This is a genomic window from Usitatibacter palustris, assembly GCF_013003985.1.
Taxonomy (GTDB): domain Bacteria; phylum Pseudomonadota; class Gammaproteobacteria; order Burkholderiales; family Usitatibacteraceae; genus Usitatibacter; species Usitatibacter palustris.
The window spans coordinates 189,865-207,985 of sequence record NZ_CP053073.1 but is presented as its reverse complement, the minus strand read 5'-3'; the positions used below and the strand labels follow the sequence as shown (position 1 = coordinate 207,985).

Here is an 18,121-nt window from a genome sequence, read left to right as displayed (position 1 = left end):
AAGGGCTCATTCGATGCCGTGTTCCTGCAACTTCTTGCGCAGGGTGTTTCGGTTGATACCGAGTAGCTCCGCGGCGCGCGTCTGGTTGCCCTGCGCGTGGTTCATCACCACTTCGAGCATGGGCTTTTCGACGCAGTTCACGACCATGCTGTAGATCCCGCAGGGTTTTTCCCCATCGAGATCCTTGAAGTACTGCTTCATCACTTTGCGGACCATCGACGAGAGCTCGTTCTCTCGTGCGGCCGCGTCCGAACGGGCGTCGGACTTCGTGTGGGTTCTAGGCTGCAAGGGCGACCTCATCTTCATATTCGAGCTGCTGGGAGTGCGCGAGGATTTCGCCGAAGAAGTGCTCCACGGCGACGAGTTGCTCCCCGGCGGTCTCGAGGGTGTTCATGCGGGAGCGGAACACGGCGGAGTTTCTCAGACCCTTCGTGTACCACCCGATGTGTTTCCGGCCGACCTTCAGGCCGCGCTCCAGACCGTAGAACGCGTAGAGGTCGTTCAGGTGTTCGACCAGCACGTCGCGGATCTCCCTTGCATCGGGAGGTGGCAGGTGCGTGCCGGTCGCCAGGAAATGTTCGATCTCGCGGAAGATCCAGGGGCGGCCCTGGGCGGCGCGGCCGATCATCACCGCATCCGCGCCCGTGTACTCGAGCACGAACTTCGCCTTCTCGGGCGTGGTGATGTCGCCGTTGGCGACCACGGGAATCTTCACCGACTGCTTCACGTCGCGGATCGTGTCGTACTCGGCGTCACCCGTGTACATGCAGGCGCGCGTGCGGCCGTGCATGGCGAGCGACTGGATGCCGTGATCTTCGGCGATCTTCGCGATGGCGAGCGCGTTGCGGTTGTCCTTGCTCCAGCCGGTGCGGATCTTGAGCGTGACGGGGACGTTCACCGCCTTCACGACCGCATCGACGATCCTCGCGACCAGGGCTTCGTCCTTGAGGAGCGCGGAGCCGGCGGCGACGTTGCAGATCTTCTTGGCCGGGCAGCCCATGTTGATGTCGATGATGTGGGCGCCGCTGTCGACGTTGTATTTCGCGGCCTCGGCCATCATTTCCGGGTCCGCTCCGGCGATCTGGATGACCTTGGGCTCGACTTCACCCTCGTGATTGCCGCGGCGAATGGTCTTTTCCGAGCCCCAGAGCAGCGAATTGGACGCGACCATCTCGGAAACAGCCATGCCGGCACCCAGGCGCTTGCAAAGCACCCGGAAAGGCCGGTCCGTCACGCCGGCCATGGGCGCGACGATGAGGTTGTTCTTGAGTTGGTGGGGTCCGATTTTCACTGCGGTACTCGGTCGGTTTTTCGCGCGTGGGTTTCACGCGGAAAAGGTGCCTATTTTATACGCAGCGCTATTTCGGAGAAAGTTAAATTTCACACATAAGCATTGTCGAACCGCTGATTCGCGGAGCTTGTCAACCTCAACAAAAGTTAACATCGCTCCATGCTCGAGCTCGCCGCGGTCTGCCTCCTGGCCGTCCTGGTCATCGCCCCGTGGGTGTTCGTTGTCCAGCGCGTCACCGGACATTCGTTCCCGTTGTGGCAGGCGGGCGTCGCCGCCCTCGCCCTCGGAGCCGTCGCGAACTTCACGCTCGGCGCCAAGGGCCTGCAAGCCACGGGCTACTACGGCGCGCTGGTATTCATGGCTGGGGTCGTCGCAGCGATCGTCGTGTACATCTCCGGCCCCCGGAAGTAGCTCCGCGCGCTCAGAACCTCAACTTCGCCATCCGTGGGCAGTGGTCACTGGTCTCGATGCCCTGGCCGGGCTTCTCGGCGACGGCGACCTTCCTGGAGAACACCACGCCCTCGTTGACCTTCTTCATCGCCTCGCTGATGACGATGTGATCGAGGCCGGTGAAGCCGGTGCAGCCGCCCTCTTTCGTGGACAGCGGGACCTGGTGCAGTACCGGCGTGCCGTCATTGAGCTCCGGCCATAGATAGCGGGTGGCCACCTTGCCGTTGGCTCCCTTGTTCGCGCCGGCCGGGTCGCTGCCGTCGGAACGCACCTTGTCCTTCGCGATCGCCAACTTCTCTTCGTCGTCGACGCGGCGGTTGAAGTCGCCCATCCACACGAAGCGCGGGGACTTGCTTGCGACCGACTCGATCCACGCCTCGAGCGGCGCCACCTGGCGGTTGAGCACTTCGCACGCTTCGGCCGGATCATCGAGCAGGCGTCCGGGAAAGCGCACATCTTCGTTGGTGACGCTCGCGCAACCGGCCTTCAGGTGCACGTTCATGAACGTCACCGGTTCGCCGTTGACCGTGAGCGACAGCGCAAGGCCGGGACGCACGCGGCGAAAGGCCGCGGGATCGTTGGCAGGGTCGAGGATGGCGAGCGTGGACTCGGTCTCGCAAACGCCGGGCCGGGTGGTCAGCGTCTTGTCCCACGCGAAGGCCAGCGTCTGGAAGGCATCGTGCTTTGCGGCGCACACGTCGAACTTGTCCGCGTGCGTGCCCAGCACCAGCTTGATCACCTCGGTACCGCTCACTTCCTGGAAGGCGATGACGCGCACGCCATCGTTCGCGATCAGACCATCCACAGTGGTGGCGAGCTGGTTGATCTTCTCCTGGTACGCCGCAGGCACGCGCGACACCGCCGGGTCGATGCGCGGGCTGCCTGGCGGAGTGCGCGGCGGGCGATAGGCATTGCAGGGCGGCACCATCATCGACGCATTGCGGCCGCCCGCGGCGGCCAGCGTGCCTTCCTGGCACTGGGCGGCGCGCGCCTTTTCCGCATCGGTCGCTACCGTTGCCCCGCGCTCGATGCGCGGACGGGTGTCGCAGTACTTGACCGCGGGTGCCGAGCACACCGACAAATATCTGGCGAATTCAGCCGGCGTGCCTGCCCACCCCATGTTGAAGGAGGCGATGCCGGTGACAGGGGGAGGCACGACAGGTGCACCCGTCTGCGCGCAAGCAGAGAGGACCAGCGACAAGCTGGCGAGCGCGATGGAAAGGCGGGTCAGGTCGGGACGTGTCATGGGATGGGTCACTCGGGGAGCTGGGCGACCATTATCGGGCCTGCCAAGGATTCAGCTGAACCCGCGCAGCGGCAGGTTCGGCCGCTGCAACCAGTTGTCGTCTGGATAGCTCGCGACACCGTCGATCGCGTGCACCGTATACGCGTGCCGCGGCTTGTCGCTGCGATTGGGGCCCGACAGGTGCGGCAGCGCACCGTGCAGCAGGACGAGCGTGCCGCGAGCCGCCTCGAGCGCTACGAGTCCCTCGGTCGGATACGGAACCGTGTCGAGGATCTCGAGCTCCGTCGCCGTGCGCGCGCGGTTCAGCTTCGACCGCGCTTTCACGGGCAACCGGTGGCCCCCCGGCAACGCCCACATGCAACCGTTCTCGGTCGTCGCATCGTCGATCGCGAACCAGAAGCCGACGGCGCTCGGCGGATCGGTCCACAGGTACGTGTGGTCCGTGTGGCAGACGACTTCGCCGCCGATCCGCGGCTGCTTGAAGATGTACATCGACTGCAGCAGCCGCGGCTCGGCCATGCCGATATCCCCGGCGATGGCGGCGAGCTCTGGTGCCCGGCTGAATTCATCGAAGACAGGATCGAGGTCATGCAGCGCGTGCCCCATCTTGTTGAGCGACAGGTGCGCCTCGCCGCGCAGGCGTCCTGCGGCGTCGAAGGCGTCCTTCTCGAAGAAGCAATGAATCGCCTCGCCACTGCCCAGGAAGTAGCGCTCCGCTACGTGGCGATCGCCGCCGTCCGCGGTGAATACCGTCGCCTGGTCCGGCGGCGGCACGTGCTTGCGCGCGAGCAGGAGTGCGCGCTCGCGAAGCGCCAGGCAACGCGCCGCGTCCGCGAAGTCCGGAATCACGAGAAATCCGTTCCGGTTGTACGCGTCCAGCTGTTCCTCTGAAAGGTATGCACCCATGAGTGCGCGGCTTACCCGTAGCCCCCGCCGCCCGGGGTCTCGATCACGAACACGTCGCCCACGCCCATCTGCGTCTCGTCGGCGAAGGAAAGATCGGTGCGCGAGCCGTCGGCCCGCTCGACCCAGTTGGCGCCGAGCGCACCCGGCTTGCCGCCCGCCATGCCGTAGGGCGGGATGCGGCGGTGTCCGGCAAGGATGGCAGCCGTCATCGGCTCCAGGAAGCGAACGCGGCGCGTTGCGCCGTTGCCGCCGCGCCACTTTCCGGCGCCGCCGCTGCCTTTTCGGATGACGTGCTCGTCGATCCGCACCGGGAAGCGCCATTCGAGGACTTCCGGATCGGTCAGGCGCGAGTTGGTCATGTGCGCCTGCACCGTATCGGCGCCATCGAAGCCTGGCCCCGCGCCCGTTCCGCCCGAAATCGTCTCGTAGTACTGGTAGCGATCGTTGCCGAAGGTGAAGTTGTTCATCGTTCCGTAGGACGCGCCCATCACGCCGAGCGCGCCATAGAGCGCATCGGTGATGCATTGCGAGGTTTCGACGTTGCCCGCGACCGTGGCGGCCGGCGGATTCGGGTTGAGCATCGAGCCTTCGGGAATGATGACTTCGAGGGGCTTGAGGCAGCCCGCGTTGAGCGGGATCTCGTCATCGACCAGCGTGCGGAAGACGTAGAGCACCGCGGCATAGACCACGGCCGAGGGCGCGTTGAAGTTGGAGGCGAGCTGCGCGCTGGTGCCGGTGAAGTCGATCGTGGCGCTGCGGCGGTCGGCGCCGATGGTGATCTTCACGCGGATCATCGCGCCGTTGTCCATCTCGTACTCGAACGCGCCATCCTTCAGCACGCCGATGACGCGGCGGACACTTTCCTCCGCGTTGTCCTGCACGTGCTTCATGTAGGTCTGGACCATCTCGAGGCCGAAGTGCGAAACCATGCGGCGCAATTCCTGCACGCCCTTCTCGTTGGCGGCGATCTGCGCACGCAGGTCCGCGATGTTCTGGTCGGGGTTGCGCGCGGGATAGCGGGCGCCGGCGAGGAGCGCGCGCATTTCCGCTTCGCGCATGCGGCCGTTCTCGACGAGCTTCACGTTGTCGAGAAGGACGCCTTCCTCCTCGACGTTCTTCGAGAAGGGCGGCATGGAGCCGGGCGTGATGCCGCCGATGTCGGCGTGGTGCCCCCTGCTCGCTACATAGAACAAGGGCTTTGGAACCGCCGATGAACGCCGATCACCCCCGCCGATTGCCGCGGATTCAGGAGGGGCGGAGTCGGGATAGACAGGCGTGATCACCGTGACGTCGGGCAAGTGCGTGCCGCCGTTGTAGGGATCGTTGAGAACGAAAACATCGCCTGGCGTCATCTTCCCTTCGTTCTTGCGGATGACGGCCTTGATCGATTCACCCATCGAGCCCAGGTGCACGGGCATGTGCGGCGCGTTGGCGATGAGGTTGCCCTCGGCGTCGAAGAGCGCGCAGGAGAAGTCGAGGCGCTCCTTGATGTTCACCGAGTACGCCGTCTGCGCGAGGCGAACACCCATTTGCTCGGCGATCGACATGAAGAGGTTGTTGAAGACCTCGAGCATCACGGGATCGGCCCGCGTGCCGGAGGCATAGCGCTGCTCGCGCGGAACGACGCGCTCGAGGACCAGTCCGTCGAAGCTCGTGACGACGGCTTGCCATCCGGGTTCGACGATCGTCGTGCCGTTGGCTTCGGTGATGATCGCCGGGCCGGCGATCTCCTGGCCGACGGTGATCCGCTCGCGGTTGTACACCGGCGTGCGATGCGTCTTGCCGCCGGTGTTCATGGTGATGTGGTCGTACGCCGGGTCGGGCCCCTGGTGCTTGTCGAAGTCCGTCGTCGGCGCTTCGGGCGGCGCATCGGACTTGCCCACGGCTTCGACGGAAACGGTTTCGACCACGAGCGAGCGCTCGGGCATGAGGAAGCTGAAGCGGCTGCCGTACGCGGCTTCGAACTCCGCGCGCATCGCGTCCGGTTCGCCCAGCGCCACGGCGAGCGAGGTATCGGTTCCGTCGTACTTCACGTGCGCGCGTTCGATCACGCTTTCGAGCTCCGCGCCCTGCTCGGCGAGCGAGGCACGGCACTGGCCGGCAAGCTTCGCGGCGAGCGTGCGCATCGCGGGCATGGCTGCGGGCGCAAGCGGCTGCTCGAGCGCTTCCTCGCGCATCGCGCGCACCTGCGCGAGCCCCATGCCGTAAGCCGAGAGAACGCCGGCGAGCGGATGGATGAATACGCGCTGCATTCCGAGCTCGTCGGCGACGAGGCACGCGTGCTGGCCGCCCGCGCCTCCAAAGCACGCGAGCGTGTAGCCGGTGACATCGTGGCCGCGCTGCACGGAGATGAACTTGATCGCGTTGGCCATGTTCGCCACCGCGATCGCGACGTAGCCTTCGGCCACTTGCTCGGGCGTCTGGCGCCGGCCGGTGGCGCGCTCGATCTCGGCCGCGAGCGCCACGAACTTTTCGCGCACCACCGCCGCGTCGAGGGCTTCATTGCCCTGCGGCCCGAAAACCTTCGGGAAGTACGCGGGCTGGATCTTTCCGAGCATCACGTTGCAATCGGTGACCGCGAGCGGGCCGCCGCGCCGATAGCACGCGGGGCCGGGATTCGCGCCGGCGGAATCCGGGCCGACGCGCAGGCGCTGGCCATCGAAATGCAGGATCGAGCCGCCGCCCGCGGCGATCGTGTGGATCGACATCATGGGGGCGCGCATGCGAACGCCCGCCACCTGCGTTTCGAACTCGCGCTCGAGTTCGCCCGCGTAGTGCGACACGTCCGTCGACGTCCCGCCCATGTCGAAGCCGATCACCTTGTCGAAGCCCGAGGCTTCCGAGGTGCGCACCATGCCGACGATGCCGCCCGCGGGACCGGAGAGGATGGAGTCCTTGCCCTGGAAGCGATGCGCGTCGGTGAGGCCGCCGTTCGATTGCATGAACATCAGTCGTGCACCAGGCAATTCGCCGGCGACTTGGTTGACGTATCGACGCAGAATCGGGGACAGATACGCATCGACAACGGTCGTATCCCCGCGCGAGACGATCTTCATGAGCGGGCTTGTGACATGGGACACCGACACCTGCGTGAAGCCGGCTTCGCGCGCGAGTGCCGCCACGCGCGCCTCGTGCGCGGGATAGCGATAGCCGTGCATGAAGACGATGGCGGTGCTCGCGTAACCCTCGGCGCGCACCGCGGCGAGGTCGCGCTTCACCTGCGCTTCGTCAAGCGCCGTGACCACCGCGCCTTTCGCATCCACGCGCTCGGTCACCTCGATGACCTTGCGATAGAGCATCTCGGGCAGGCGGATGTGGCGATCGAAGATGCGTGGCCGGTTCTGGTAGGCGATGCGCAGCTGGTCGCGGAAGCCCTTCGTGATGAAGAGTGCGGTCGCTTCGCCCTTGCGTTCGAGCAGCGCGTTGGTGGCAACCGTCGTGCCCATCTTCACGGCGTCGATCTTGTCGACCTGAATGGCGGCACCCGCTGGCACCTCGAGCAGGCGGCGGATCGCCTCGATGGCGGCGTCGCGATACTGCTCGGGGTTCTCCGAGAGCAGCTTGTGCGTGACGAGCTCGCCATCCGGGCGGCGCGCCACGACGTCGGTGAACGTGCCGCCGCGATCGATCCAGAACTGCCAGCCGGCCATGCGAACCTTCCCTTTTCGAGCGTTGCTTTAAAGTATCGCATTGGCCACCCCACGGAGTCGTTTCATGAAGCGCATTTCCGGATTCATCCTCGCCGCCGCGTTCGCCCTTCCGGTCCACGCCCAGACGAAGTGGGACATGCCCACGCCCTACCCCGCGACGAACTTCCACACCGAGAACGTCGTGCAATTCGCCGCGGATATCGACAAGGCCACCGGCGGCAAGGTGAAGATCACCGTGCACGCCGGTGCCTCCCTCTTCAAGGCACCCGAGATCAAGCGCGCCGTGCAAGGCGGCCAGGCGCAGGCGGGCGAGATCCTGATTTCCGGATACGCCAACGAGGATCCGGTCTTCGGCATCGACTCCGTGCCCTTCCTCGCGACGAGCTATCCGGATGCCAAGCGCCTCTGGACGGCGTCGCGCAAGGCGATCGAGGAGCGCTTCGCGAAGCAGGGAATGGTGGTGCTCTACGCCGTGCCCTGGCCCCCGCAGGGCATCTATTCGACCAAGCCGCTCGCCTCGATCGCGGACATGAAGGGCCTGAAGATGCGCGCCTACAACCCCGCGACCTCGCGTATCGCCGAGCTCGCGGGCGCGCAGGCCGTGACCATCCAGGCCGCGGAGCTCGCGCAGGCGATGGCCACCGGTGCGGTCAACGCGAACATCACCTCGGGCGCGACCGGCTACGACACCAAGGCGTGGGAAGTCGTGAAGAACTACTACGACACGCAGGCGTGGCTTCCGAAGAACGTCGTGTTCGTGAACAAGAAGGCCTTCGACGCGCTCGACAAGGCGAGCCAGGACGCGGTGCTCAAGGCCGCGGCGGATGCCGAAGCGCGCGGCTGGAAGGTTTCCGAGGAGAAGACGGCGTGGTACCTCGCGGAGCTGAGGAAGAACGGCATGAACGTGGTGCCGCCGTCCGCGCAGCTCAAGGCCGACTTCCAGAAGGTCGGCGCGACCATGACCGAGGAGTGGCTGAAGAGCGCCGGTGCCGATGGCAAGGCGATCGTCGACGCCTTCAACAAGAAGTAGCGTTCCACGGGTGAGGAAGGCCCTCGACCTGCTCTACGACGCCGCGGCCTGGGCTGCGGCGTTTTTCATGGTGGGCATCCTCGCGATGGTGCTCGCGAGCGTCGTGGGCCGCCTCGCCGGATTCAACCTGCGCGGCTCCGACGCCTACGCCGGCTACTGCATGGCGGCGGTGAGCTTCCTTGCGCTCGCGCACACGCTCAAGCGCGGCGATCACATCCGCGTGACGGTCTTCCTCGATCGCTTCGGCCCGCGAGTGCGCCACGCGCTCGAGCTGTGGTGCCATGGCGTAGGCGCGTTCTTCTGCGCGGCACTCGCCGTCTTCAGCGTGCGGCTCGCCTGGCAGTCGCATGCCTTCAACGACGTCTCGCAGGGCAACGACGCCACGCCGCTGTGGATTCCGCAGCTCGCCATGGCCGCGGGTGCGATCGTGCTCGCCGTCGCCATGGCCGACGATCTCGTGCTCGCCGCGCGGGGCCGCAAGCGCGACGCACCGAAGGACGCGGGCGCGCCGGCCGCGATCGAATAGCGCCATGGACCTGTTCATCACGATTGCGCTGGTGGTCCTGCTCTTCGCGCTCCTCGGAAGCGGCGTCTGGATAGGCCTCACCCTGCTGGGGGTTGCGTGGATCGGCATGGAGCTCTTTACCTCGCGACCGGTCGGCGATGCGATGGCGGTCACGATGTGGGGATCGCTTTCGTCCTGGACGCTCACCGCGCTGCCGCTGTTCGTATGGATGGGCGAAATCCTCTTCCGCACGCGCCTCTCGCAGGACATGTTCCGCGGCCTGGCACCCTGGCTGCAGCGCGTGCCCGGGCGCCTGCTGCACGCCAACATCGTCGGCTGCACGATCTTCGCGGCCGTGTCGGGCTCGAGCGCGGCGACCTGCGCCACGATCGGCAAGATGACGCTGCCGGAGCTCGCGCGCCGCGGCTATCCCGAGGACATGACGCTCGCCACGCTCGCCGGCGCGGGCACGCTGGGCCTGATGATCCCGCCCTCGATCATCATGATCGTCTACGGCGTCACCGCCGAAGTGTCGATCACGCGGCTCTTCATCGCGGGCGTCATTCCGGGCCTGATGCTCGCCGCACTCTTCATGGCCTACACGATGGTTTGGTCGCTCGCGCATCCGGGGCGCATCCCGCCACCCGACGCGCCGATGTCGTTCGCGCGCAAGGTGCACGCCTCGCGCCATCTCATCCCGGTGGTGACGCTCATCGCCGCGGTACTCGGCTCCATCTACGTGGGCATCGCCACCGCCACGGAAGCCGCGGCGCTGGGTGTCGTCGGCGCGCTGGTGCTGTCGGCCGTGCAGGGATCGCTGAGCCGTCGCGTGTTCGTCGAAAGCCTCATGGGCGCCACGCGCCTGTACTGCATGATCGCGCTCATCCTCGCGGGCGCTGCGTTCCTCACGCTGTCGATGGGCTACATCGGCCTTCCGCGCCGGCTCGCGGAATTCATCACCGGGTTCGGGCTCGCGCCTTTCTGGCTGCTTTTCTGGCTGCTCGTGTTCTACATGGTCCTCGGTTGCTTCCTCGACGGCATCTCGATGGTGGTGCTCACGATGGGCGTGATCCTGCCCACGATCCAGCGCGCGGGCATCGACCTCATCTGGTTCGGCATCTTCATCGTGATGGCGGTGGAGATGGCGCAGATCACCCCACCCGTCGGCTTCAACCTCTTCGTGCTCCAGGGCATGACGAAGCGCCAGGTCCCGTGGATCGCGAAGGTCACGCTGCCTTTCTTCCTGATCATGGCGGCGGCGGTGGGCCTGATCTACTTCTTCCCGGCGATCGTGACCTGGCTGCCCGCACGGATATCCTGACCCGGCCGGCGCTTTCGAACGCCGCGAAAAAGCGATAACCTGAATTTTCGGAGGAAGCGCACATGGATGCCGACAAGACCCTGAAGGACCCTTTCATCCAGATCGTGGACGACCACATTGCGAGCGGCGATCCACCCGAAACGCAGGCGGCCTACGACAAGCTCATCGCGAAGGAGCGCTCGCCCTCGCAGGCGAAGAACCTGATCGCGCGCGTCATCCAGAAGGAGATGCAGGAAATGATGGCCTCGGGCGGCTCGTTCGACGTCGCGCGCTACAAGGCCGGCCTCGACAAGCTCCTCGCGTCCCAGGAGTAACTGCGGTCGCGCGATGTGCCTGATCGCGCTCGCGTGGCGGGCGCACCCCACGTACCCGCTGGTGGTCGCCGCGAACCGCGACGAGTGGCGCGAGCGCCCCACGCAAGCAGCGCACTGGTGGCCCGAGCATCCGCAGTTGCTCGCGGGCCGTGACCTGCAGGCGGGCGGCACCTGGATGGGCTACACGCGCACCGGCCGCTTCGCCGCGATCACCAACTTCCGCGATCCCGCCGACCGCCGTTCCACCGCGCTTTCGCGCGGCACGCTCGTCACGGAATTCCTGCTCGGAACCGATTCGCCCGAAGCCTTCGCGGGCCACCTCGCCTCGCGCGCCGGGCACTACAACGGCTTCAACCTGATCGTCGGCGATGGCGCCAGCCTGTTCTATTTCGGCAGCCGCCAGGCCGAGGTCCTCGCGATTGCGCCGGGCATCCATGGGCTGTCGAATCACCGGCTCGACGAACCGTGGCCCAAGGTGCGGCATGCGCGCGATGCGATGCGCGAGGCGCTCGCCGAAGACAACCCGGTGAACCGGCTCTTCGCGATGCTCGGTGAAACGAAGGCCGCGCCCGATGCGGAGCTTCCCGATACCGGCGTGGGCCTCGACTGGGAACGGCGGCTCGCCCCTTCGCTGATTACCGGCGCGGACTACGGCACGCGCGCTTCGACCGTGCTGACCGTCACACCCGGCGGCGCGGCGCGCTTCGAGGAACGCACGCGCGATGCTTCTGGCATTGCGACCGGAACGGCCGCTTTCGAAGTCAGGCCCGGTTGAGTCTCAAGAACTAGAGCCTTCAACACGGAGGACACAGAGGACACGGAGGTATCACGGAGGAGTACCCCTTTTGCCAAGGCGAAAGGCGAGGAAAAGAAGGGTGGCAATGGCTTGCGATTCGCGATCCCGAGGCATCGTGACGCCGCCCCTCCTCTATCCTTAACAAAAGGGGTACTCCTCCGTGATACCTCCGTGTCCTCTGTGTCCTCCGTGTTGAAAGCTTTAGTCCTCACCACTTGTCGGGAGGCCGCTTCACGATCGTGATGCGGTGTTCGCCATCCACGACGATGTAGCCCCCGCGCGTGAGCTCCTTGAAGATCCGGCTCACCATCTCGCGCGAGCAACCGACGCGGCTCGCGACATCGGCCTGCGTGAGTCGCCCGGGCACGACCTGCACCCCATTCTCTTCCACCGCGGATTCCAGCAGCAGGCGCGCGACCCGCCCGTAGGCATCGAGCAGCGTGAGGCTGCCCACGAGCTTGGTGAGCTCGCGGATGCGGTGCATGAGCTTGCGAATGAAGTGCAGCGTGAACTCGGGATCCTCCGCGAGGAACGCGCGGAACTTCTCGTTGGGAATCACGAGCAGGCGCGCGGGCTCGAGCGTCATCACGGAAGCCGACCGCGGGCGCTCGTCGATCGAGAGCTCGCCGAAGTATTCGCCCGGCCCCATGATCGAGAGCACCGCTTCCTTGCCGGCCGCGTCGCTCACGTAGGCCTTGGCGCGGCCCTCGAGGATCACGTAGAGCGCATCGGTCTCCTCGCCTTCGGTCACGATCACGGCGCGCGCGGGAAACTGGCGCGCATAGGCAAGCTTCGAGAGCCGGGCTACGTCGTCGGCGCTGAGGACGTTGGCATCGTCCTTGGCGGGTTCGTCTTTCATGGCCCCCCCTTTTCCTTACTATCGCATGACCCTTCGTTACCGCCCTACAGGTAACGGGTATGTGAATTATTCACCCTATGTTAGCTAACGGGGTTGCGTGCTACGGTGATCCTCCAAATTGGAGGGGACACCGATGATGCTTTTCCAGAGGAGCCTTGCGGCCCTGTCGGCCCTGTTTGCCCTGGCCGCCCAGGGGGCCGCGCCGGGCGTGACCGCCAACGAAATCCTCATCGGCCAGGACGTCGACCTGACCGGTGCCATCGCCGTGCGCATGAAACCCCTGCTGCAGGCGGCCGACGCGTACTTCGACAAGGTCAACGCGGCGGGCGGCGTGCACGGCCGCAAGATCAAGGTCGCGCGCCTGGACAGCGGCAACAAGCCCGACAAGACGAAGGAGAACATCAAGGCCTTCGAGAAGCAGGGTGTGTTCGCCATGTGGGCGATCTCCGGCACCGGCAACGTCGGCGCGGCGCTGCCCACGCTCACGGAGAAGCGCATCCCGCTCGTCGGCTCCACCTCGGGCGCGGACAGCTTCTACGCCAAGAGGAACCCGATGCTCATCAACCTGAAGGCCGGCTATGGCGACGAGATCCGCCGGATGATGAGCCACCTGAAGGACACCTACACGACCCGTGTCTCGATCGTGTACATCGACAACGGCTTCGGCAAGGAAGCGCTGAAGAGCGCGCAGGAAGCCGCGAAGGCGAACAACCTCGAAGTGGCCTCCGTGTTGTCGCACAAGGAGGACGGCAGCGACATGGACGCGGTCGCGCAGGCGACGGCAAAGGCCAAGCCCGCCGCGGTGCTGATGCTCACGCTTTCGGGACCCGCGCCCAAGATGATCGACGCGTACTCGAAGACCGGGCACCAGGCGCAGGTCTTCGCGCTGTCGATCATCGCCTCCGACGCGCTCTACAAGGCGATCGGCGACAAATCGCGCGGCGTGATCGTGACGCAGGTCATGCCGTTTCCCTCCGACCGCAACATCGCGATCGTGCGCGAGTACCAGGACCTCGTCACGCCCAAGGGCGTGAAGGATTTCTCGCACGCCGGTGTCGAGGGCTACGTCTACGCCAAGGCGCTCGTCGAAGGGCTGCAGGCCGCCGGACGCAACCCGACGCGGGAGAGCCTCATTGCGGCATTCGAGAAGATGGAAGACAAGAACCTCGGCGGCTTCAAGCTGAGCTTCTCGCCCGAGAAGCACAACGGCAGCGACTTCGTGGAGATCACGATGATCGGCCGCGAGGGAAAGCTGGTTCGCTAGCCGCGCGCGCCAGCCGGTCGTTCACGGCGTCCCACGCCGCATCACGCGGGGGTGCTTCCACGAGGATCAATCCCGCGCCGCTTGCATCGAGCAGGCGCAGGTTGGCGTACAGATCGTGCGCGTACGCGGCGGCGCTTTCCGGGGCGGAATGCCACGACGTCGCCGCCGATGCGCGCGCCGGACCGCGGGCGAGGACGGCGACGCGCTCGCCCCTGGCGACCGCCGCACGGACGCGCGGCTCGAGCGCATGCTCGTCCACCAACTCCAGCGGTGTGTGCGGCGCATAGTGCGAGGCCAGCGTGCCCGAGGCCCGCGGCGCTTCGCTGTCACGCTCGCGCACTTCCCCGACGATCGCCGCGATCTGCTCGCGCGTGATGGCACCGGGCCGCAACAGGACCGCGGTGCCGCGCGAGAGATCCACGATCGTCGATTCGATGCCCACCTCGCAGGGGCCGCCGTCGAGCACCGGGAGATCCGGCCCGAATTCGTCGCGCACATGCCCCACCGTGGTCGGGCTCACGTGGCCGAAGCGGTTGGCCGAGGGCGCGGCGAACGCGCCGCTGCCCACCTTCGCGAACTCGGCGAGCAACGCCTGCGCCACGGGATGCGACGGGCAGCGCAGTCCCACGGTCGCCTGCCCGCCGGTGACGGAGGCGTGTACGCCTTTCGCCTTCGCGAGGATCATCGTCAGGGGACCGGGCCAGAACGCCGCGGCGAGCTTGCGCGCCGCTTCAGGAATGTCGATGGCCCAGGCATCGAGCGCCTTCGCGCTGCCGACATGGACGATCACCGGGTGATCCGCGGGCCGGCCCTTCAGAGTGAATATCTTCGCGACCGCCGCGGGATTGGCGGCATCCGCAGCCAGGCCGTACACAGTCTCCGTCGGGATCGCGACCAGCTCACCGGCCGCGAGAAGGCGTGCTGCCTCCGCGACCGTCGCGCTCAATGCGCCTTCTCCCAGTTCTCGCCCACGCCGGCTTCCACGACGAGCGGCACGTCGAGTTTCGCGACACCCATCATCAGTTTCTCGACTTCGCTCTTGACGCGCGAGAGTTCGGTGTCGGGCACTTCGAGGACGAGCTCGTCGTGCACCTGCATCACGAGGCGCGTGGCGAGCTTCTCGCGCTCGAGCCAGCCTTGCACGGCGATCATCGCGAGCTTGATGAGATCGGCCGCGGTGCCCTGCATCGGCGCGTTGATCGCCTGGCGCTCCGCCCCCTGCCGGCGTGGCGCGTTGGCGCTCTTGATGTCGGGTAGCCACAGGCGGCGGCCGAACACCGTCTCCACGTAGCCCTTTTCCTTCGCCTCGGCTCGCGTGCGCTCCATGTACTGCGCGACACCCGGATAGCGCGCGAAGTATTTGTCCATGTAGCTCGCCGCGGCCGAACGCTCGATGCCGAGGTTGCCCGCGAGACCGAACGCGCTCATGCCGTAGATGAGGCCGAAGTTGATCACCTTCGCGTAGCGCCGCTGCTCGCTCGTGACATCGGCCGTGGCAGCGCCGAACACTTCGGCCGCGGTGTGTCGGTGAATGTCCTCGCCGCGCCCGAACGCGTCGATGAGGCTCTTGTCGCCCGAGAGGTGCGCCATGATCCGAAGCTCGATCTGCGAGTAGTCCGCGGAGACGATCTTCGATCCGGGCGGCGCGATGAAGGCCTCGCGAATGCGCCGGCCCTCGGCGGTGCGCACGGGAATGTTCTGCAGGTTGGGATCGGTCGACGACAGGCGGCCCGTGACGGCGACGGTCTGCCCGTAGTTCGTGTGCACGCGCCCGGTCTTCGCGTTCACCATGCGCGGCAGCTTGTCGGTGTAGGTGCTCTTCAGCTTCGAGAGCCCGCGATGCTCGAGCAGGATCTTGGGCAGCGGATGATCGAGCGCGAGTTGCTCGAGGACATCCTCGTCGGTGGAAGGCGCGCCCGAGGGCGTCTTCTTCTTCACCGGCAACTGCTTCTGCACGAAGAGGATCTCGCCCAGCTGCTTGGGGCTGCCGAGGTTGAATGGCTGCCCGGCCTCCTCGTAGGCACGGTGCTCGAGGGCAAGCATCTTCTCGGAGAGCTCGTGCGTCTGCTTGGCGAGGAGCTGCGAGTCGATCAGCACGCCGTTGCGCTCCATCGCGAAGAGCACGCGCGAGACGGGCATCTCGATTTCGCTGTAGACGCGGTCGAGCTTGGGATCGGCGGCGACCTTCGGACCCAGCACGCCCTGCAACTGGAGCGTGACGTCGGCATCCTCGGCCGAATATTCGGTTGCCTTGTCGAGGGCGACCTGCGCGAAGGAGATCTGCTTCGCGCCCTTCCCAGCGACATCCTCGAAAGGAATCGTCTTCGCGCCCAGGTGCCGCATGGCGAGTGCATCCATGTCGTGGCGCTGGTAGCTGTCGATGACATACGACGCGATGCAGGTGTCGTGTGCGATGCCACGCACACGGACGCCTTCATTGGCGAGCACGTGGCAGTCGTACTTGGCGTTCTGCGCGACCTTCGCGCGGCTCGCATCCTCGAGCCAGGGCTTGAAGCGCGCGAGCGTCGCGGCAAAGGGCAACTGGTCGGGCGCGCCCGGATACGTGTGGCGCAGCGGAATGTAGGCCGCCTCGCCCGGCTCCACGCTGAGGGCGAGGCCGACGAGCTCGGCGGTCATCGGATCGAGGCTCGTGGTCTCGGTGTCGAAGCACACGAGCGGTGCGCCCTCGACCTTCGCGACCCACTTGTCGAGCGCTTCGGGCGTGAGGACGGTTTCGTAGTTGCGCGTGGCGACGAACGAAGCGGTCGGCGTGGGTGGCGGCGTGGGTACGCTCGCCGGCTGCGCGCTGTTGACGGCTCGGGACGGCGGCGCGCTACCCTCTACCCGGCCCTCTCCCAAGGGAGAGGGAGCATCGTCCTTGAGCAGCGCGTCGCGCATCGTGCGAAAGCCGAAGCGATCGTAGAGCGCAAGGAGCTTTTCCTTGTTGGGGCCGCGGAAGGTGAGCGAATCCACGTTGAACGGCAGCGGCACGTCGTGCTTCACGGTGACGAGCACGCGCGCGGTGGGCAGCCAGTCGAGCGCCTTCCGGAGGTTCTCGCCGACGACACCCTTCACCTCATCGGCCTTCGCGACGAGTGCATCGAGCGAACCGTAGTCCTGCAGGAGCTTCGCTGCCGTTTTCGGGCCGACCTTGTCGACGCCGGGCACGTTGTCGACAGAATCGCCCACGAGCGTGAGGTAATCGACGATGCGCTCGGGCGGCACGCCGAATTTTTCCTTCACGCCCTCGGGCCCGAGGCGCTCGTTGGACATGGTGTTCACCCACAGCACCTTGTCGCTCACGAGCTGCGTGAGGTCCTTGTCGCCGGTGGAGATCACCGTGCGGCAACCCGCCTGCGAGGCGTTGTACGCGAGGGTGCCGATCACGTCGTCGGCTTCCACGCCGTCGACCACGACGATGGGCCAGCCGGTGGCCTCGATCGCCTCGACCAGCGGGTCGATCTGCGAGGCGAGGTCCTCGGGCATCGCCGAGCGCGTGGCCTTGTACTCGGGATAGATCTCGTCGCGGAAGGTCTTGCCCTTGGGATCGAAGACGCAGGCGATATAATCCGAGGGGTAATCCTGCCTGAGCTTCTTCAGCATGCTCAGCACGCCGTAGATCGCATTCGTGGGCTCGCCCGCGGGGCTTCGCATCTCCCGGATCGCGTGGAATGCGCGATAGAGATAGCTGAAGGCGTCGACCAGCAGGATGCGCTTCGTTGTTTCCGTCATCTCACTTCCGCGGGTGTCGCCATGTACCACAAGGTCCCCAAGCCGTCCGATCCCCAGCTCGTGCAGCGTTCGCAGAACTCTGCGCGCGAAGCCTGGCGGATGTTCGAAATTATCGCAGAGTTCGTCACCGCCACCGAGCGATTGCAGGCGATCCAGCCCGCCGTGGCCATCTTCGGCAGCGCGCGCACCACGCCCGACCATCCGTACTACGTGCTCACCGAGGACATCGCGCGCAAGCTCTCCGACGCGGGCTTCTCGGTGATCTCGGGGGGCGGACCGGGAATCATGGAGGCCGCGAACAAGGGCGCCTTCGACGGGCCGAGCCCCAGCGTGGGCCTCAACATCCAGCTCGCGCACGAGCAGGGGGCCAACGCCTACCAGGACGTGGGCCACACCTTCCAGCACTTCTTCGCGCGCAAGGTGATGTTCGTGAAGCTCTCGGCCGCGTTCGTGATGATGCCCGGCGGCTTCGGCACGCTCGACGAGCTGAGCGAAGTGATGACGCTCATGCAGACGGGCAAGATCCGCAAGGTGCCGCTGATCCTCGTGCACTCGCCCTTCTGGAAGGGTTTCCTCGACTGGTTCGACAACACGCTGGTGAAGGAGGGCATGGTGAGCGCCAGCGACCGCGAGCTCTTCTGCCTGTGCGACGACGCACAATCGGTGGTGGATACGATCTTCGCGCACTACCAGAGGCGTGGATTTACCCCGTCACCGGCGGAACGCGAGGCGGAACTCGCGCTCTAATGTTAAGGTG

Annotated in this window: 16 protein-coding genes; 8 read left to right on the top strand and 8 right to left on the bottom strand. The window is 66.2% G+C overall.

All coding sequences use genetic code 11. The features are described from left to right. Window positions 1-6 precede the first annotated feature (6 nt). Both DSM104440_RS00980 and dusB read right to left on the bottom strand, forming a co-directional pair. A complete protein-coding gene (locus DSM104440_RS00980) occupies window positions 7-216 on the bottom strand; it encodes a helix-turn-helix domain-containing protein (protein ID WP_246212133.1) in 210 nt (69 codons plus the stop codon). Between the two features lie 61 nt (window positions 217-277). Continuing rightward, window positions 278-1,291 (bottom strand): tRNA dihydrouridine synthase DusB, encoded by a 1,014-nt coding sequence (gene dusB / locus DSM104440_RS00975; RefSeq protein WP_171159920.1) that lies wholly within the window; start codon window positions 1,289-1,291, stop codon window positions 278-280. Window positions 1,292-1,450: 159 nt separating this feature from the next. On the opposite strand from dusB, the gene DSM104440_RS00970 reads away from it, so the two are divergent. Continuing rightward, entirely contained in the window at window positions 1,451-1,702 is a 252-nt protein-coding gene (locus DSM104440_RS00970; protein WP_171159918.1) for a hypothetical protein, read from the top strand. A gap of 10 nt (window positions 1,703-1,712) precedes the next feature. On the opposite strand, the gene DSM104440_RS00965 is transcribed toward DSM104440_RS00970, so the two are convergent. Genes DSM104440_RS00965 through DSM104440_RS00955 form a run of 3 tightly spaced genes read right to left on the bottom strand, consistent with a single transcriptional unit; the run spans window position 1,713 to window position 7,543 of the window. Next, entirely contained in the window at window positions 1,713-2,987 is a 1,275-nt protein-coding gene (locus tag DSM104440_RS00965) for an endonuclease/exonuclease/phosphatase family protein (protein ID WP_171159916.1), read from the bottom strand. Between the two features lie 51 nt (window positions 2,988-3,038). Next, a complete protein-coding gene (locus tag DSM104440_RS00960) occupies window positions 3,039-3,893 on the bottom strand; it encodes a phytanoyl-CoA dioxygenase family protein (RefSeq protein WP_171159914.1) in 855 nt (284 codons plus the stop codon). Window positions 3,894-3,904: 11 nt separating this feature from the next. Continuing rightward, window positions 3,905-7,543, bottom strand: coding sequence for a hydantoinase B/oxoprolinase family protein (locus DSM104440_RS00955; protein WP_171159912.1), 3,639 nt, complete (start codon window positions 7,541-7,543; stop codon window positions 3,905-3,907). A gap of 64 nt (window positions 7,544-7,607) precedes the next feature. Here DSM104440_RS00955 and DSM104440_RS00950 point away from each other — a divergent pair, with 64 nt between their 5' ends. The 5 genes from DSM104440_RS00950 to DSM104440_RS00930 all read left to right on the top strand — a co-directional run bounded on the left by DSM104440_RS00950 (window position 7,608) and on the right by DSM104440_RS00930 (window position 11,488). Then, on the top strand, window positions 7,608-8,573 hold the full coding sequence (locus DSM104440_RS00950; RefSeq protein WP_171159910.1) for a TRAP transporter substrate-binding protein: 966 nt from the start codon (window positions 7,608-7,610) through the stop codon (window positions 8,571-8,573). A 10-nt stretch (window positions 8,574-8,583) separates the two neighbouring features. Further along, window positions 8,584-9,099, top strand: coding sequence for a TRAP transporter small permease (locus tag DSM104440_RS00945; protein WP_171159907.1), 516 nt, complete (start codon window positions 8,584-8,586; stop codon window positions 9,097-9,099). A 4-nt stretch (window positions 9,100-9,103) separates the two neighbouring features. Continuing rightward, a complete protein-coding gene (locus DSM104440_RS00940) occupies window positions 9,104-10,399 on the top strand; it encodes a TRAP transporter large permease (protein ID WP_171159905.1) in 1,296 nt (431 codons plus the stop codon). Between the two features lie 62 nt (window positions 10,400-10,461). Next, on the top strand, window positions 10,462-10,713 hold the full coding sequence (locus DSM104440_RS00935) for a hypothetical protein (RefSeq protein WP_171159902.1): 252 nt from the start codon (window positions 10,462-10,464) through the stop codon (window positions 10,711-10,713). A gap of 13 nt (window positions 10,714-10,726) precedes the next feature. Then, window positions 10,727-11,488 (top strand): NRDE family protein, encoded by a 762-nt coding sequence (locus tag DSM104440_RS00930; protein WP_171159900.1) that lies wholly within the window; start codon window positions 10,727-10,729, stop codon window positions 11,486-11,488. Window positions 11,489-11,717: 229 nt separating this feature from the next. Here the strand turns inward: DSM104440_RS00930 and DSM104440_RS00925 are convergent, their stop codons facing one another. Continuing rightward, window positions 11,718-12,368 (bottom strand): Crp/Fnr family transcriptional regulator, encoded by a 651-nt coding sequence (locus DSM104440_RS00925; protein WP_171159898.1) that lies wholly within the window; start codon window positions 12,366-12,368, stop codon window positions 11,718-11,720. A gap of 133 nt (window positions 12,369-12,501) precedes the next feature. On the opposite strand from DSM104440_RS00925, the gene DSM104440_RS00920 reads away from it, so the two are divergent. Then, window positions 12,502-13,632, top strand: coding sequence for an ABC transporter substrate-binding protein (locus DSM104440_RS00920; RefSeq protein ID WP_171159896.1), 1,131 nt, complete (start codon window positions 12,502-12,504; stop codon window positions 13,630-13,632). On the opposite strand, the gene DSM104440_RS00915 is transcribed toward DSM104440_RS00920, so the two are convergent. Beyond that, window positions 13,595-14,578, bottom strand: a complete 984-nt coding sequence (locus DSM104440_RS00915) for an L-threonylcarbamoyladenylate synthase (protein WP_212758158.1) — start codon at window positions 14,576-14,578, stop codon at window positions 13,595-13,597. The genes DSM104440_RS00920 and DSM104440_RS00915 overlap by 38 nt on opposite strands. After that, a complete protein-coding gene (gene polA / locus DSM104440_RS00910) occupies window positions 14,575-17,364 on the bottom strand; it encodes a DNA polymerase I (protein ID WP_171159893.1) in 2,790 nt (929 codons plus the stop codon). Before polA ends, DSM104440_RS00915 begins: the two co-directional genes overlap by 4 nt. 21 nt (window positions 17,365-17,385) lie before the next feature. On the opposite strand from polA, the gene DSM104440_RS00905 reads away from it, so the two are divergent. Then, entirely contained in the window at window positions 17,386-18,111 is a 726-nt protein-coding gene (locus DSM104440_RS00905; protein ID WP_171159891.1) for an LOG family protein, read from the top strand. Window positions 18,112-18,121: the final 10 nt, after the last annotated feature.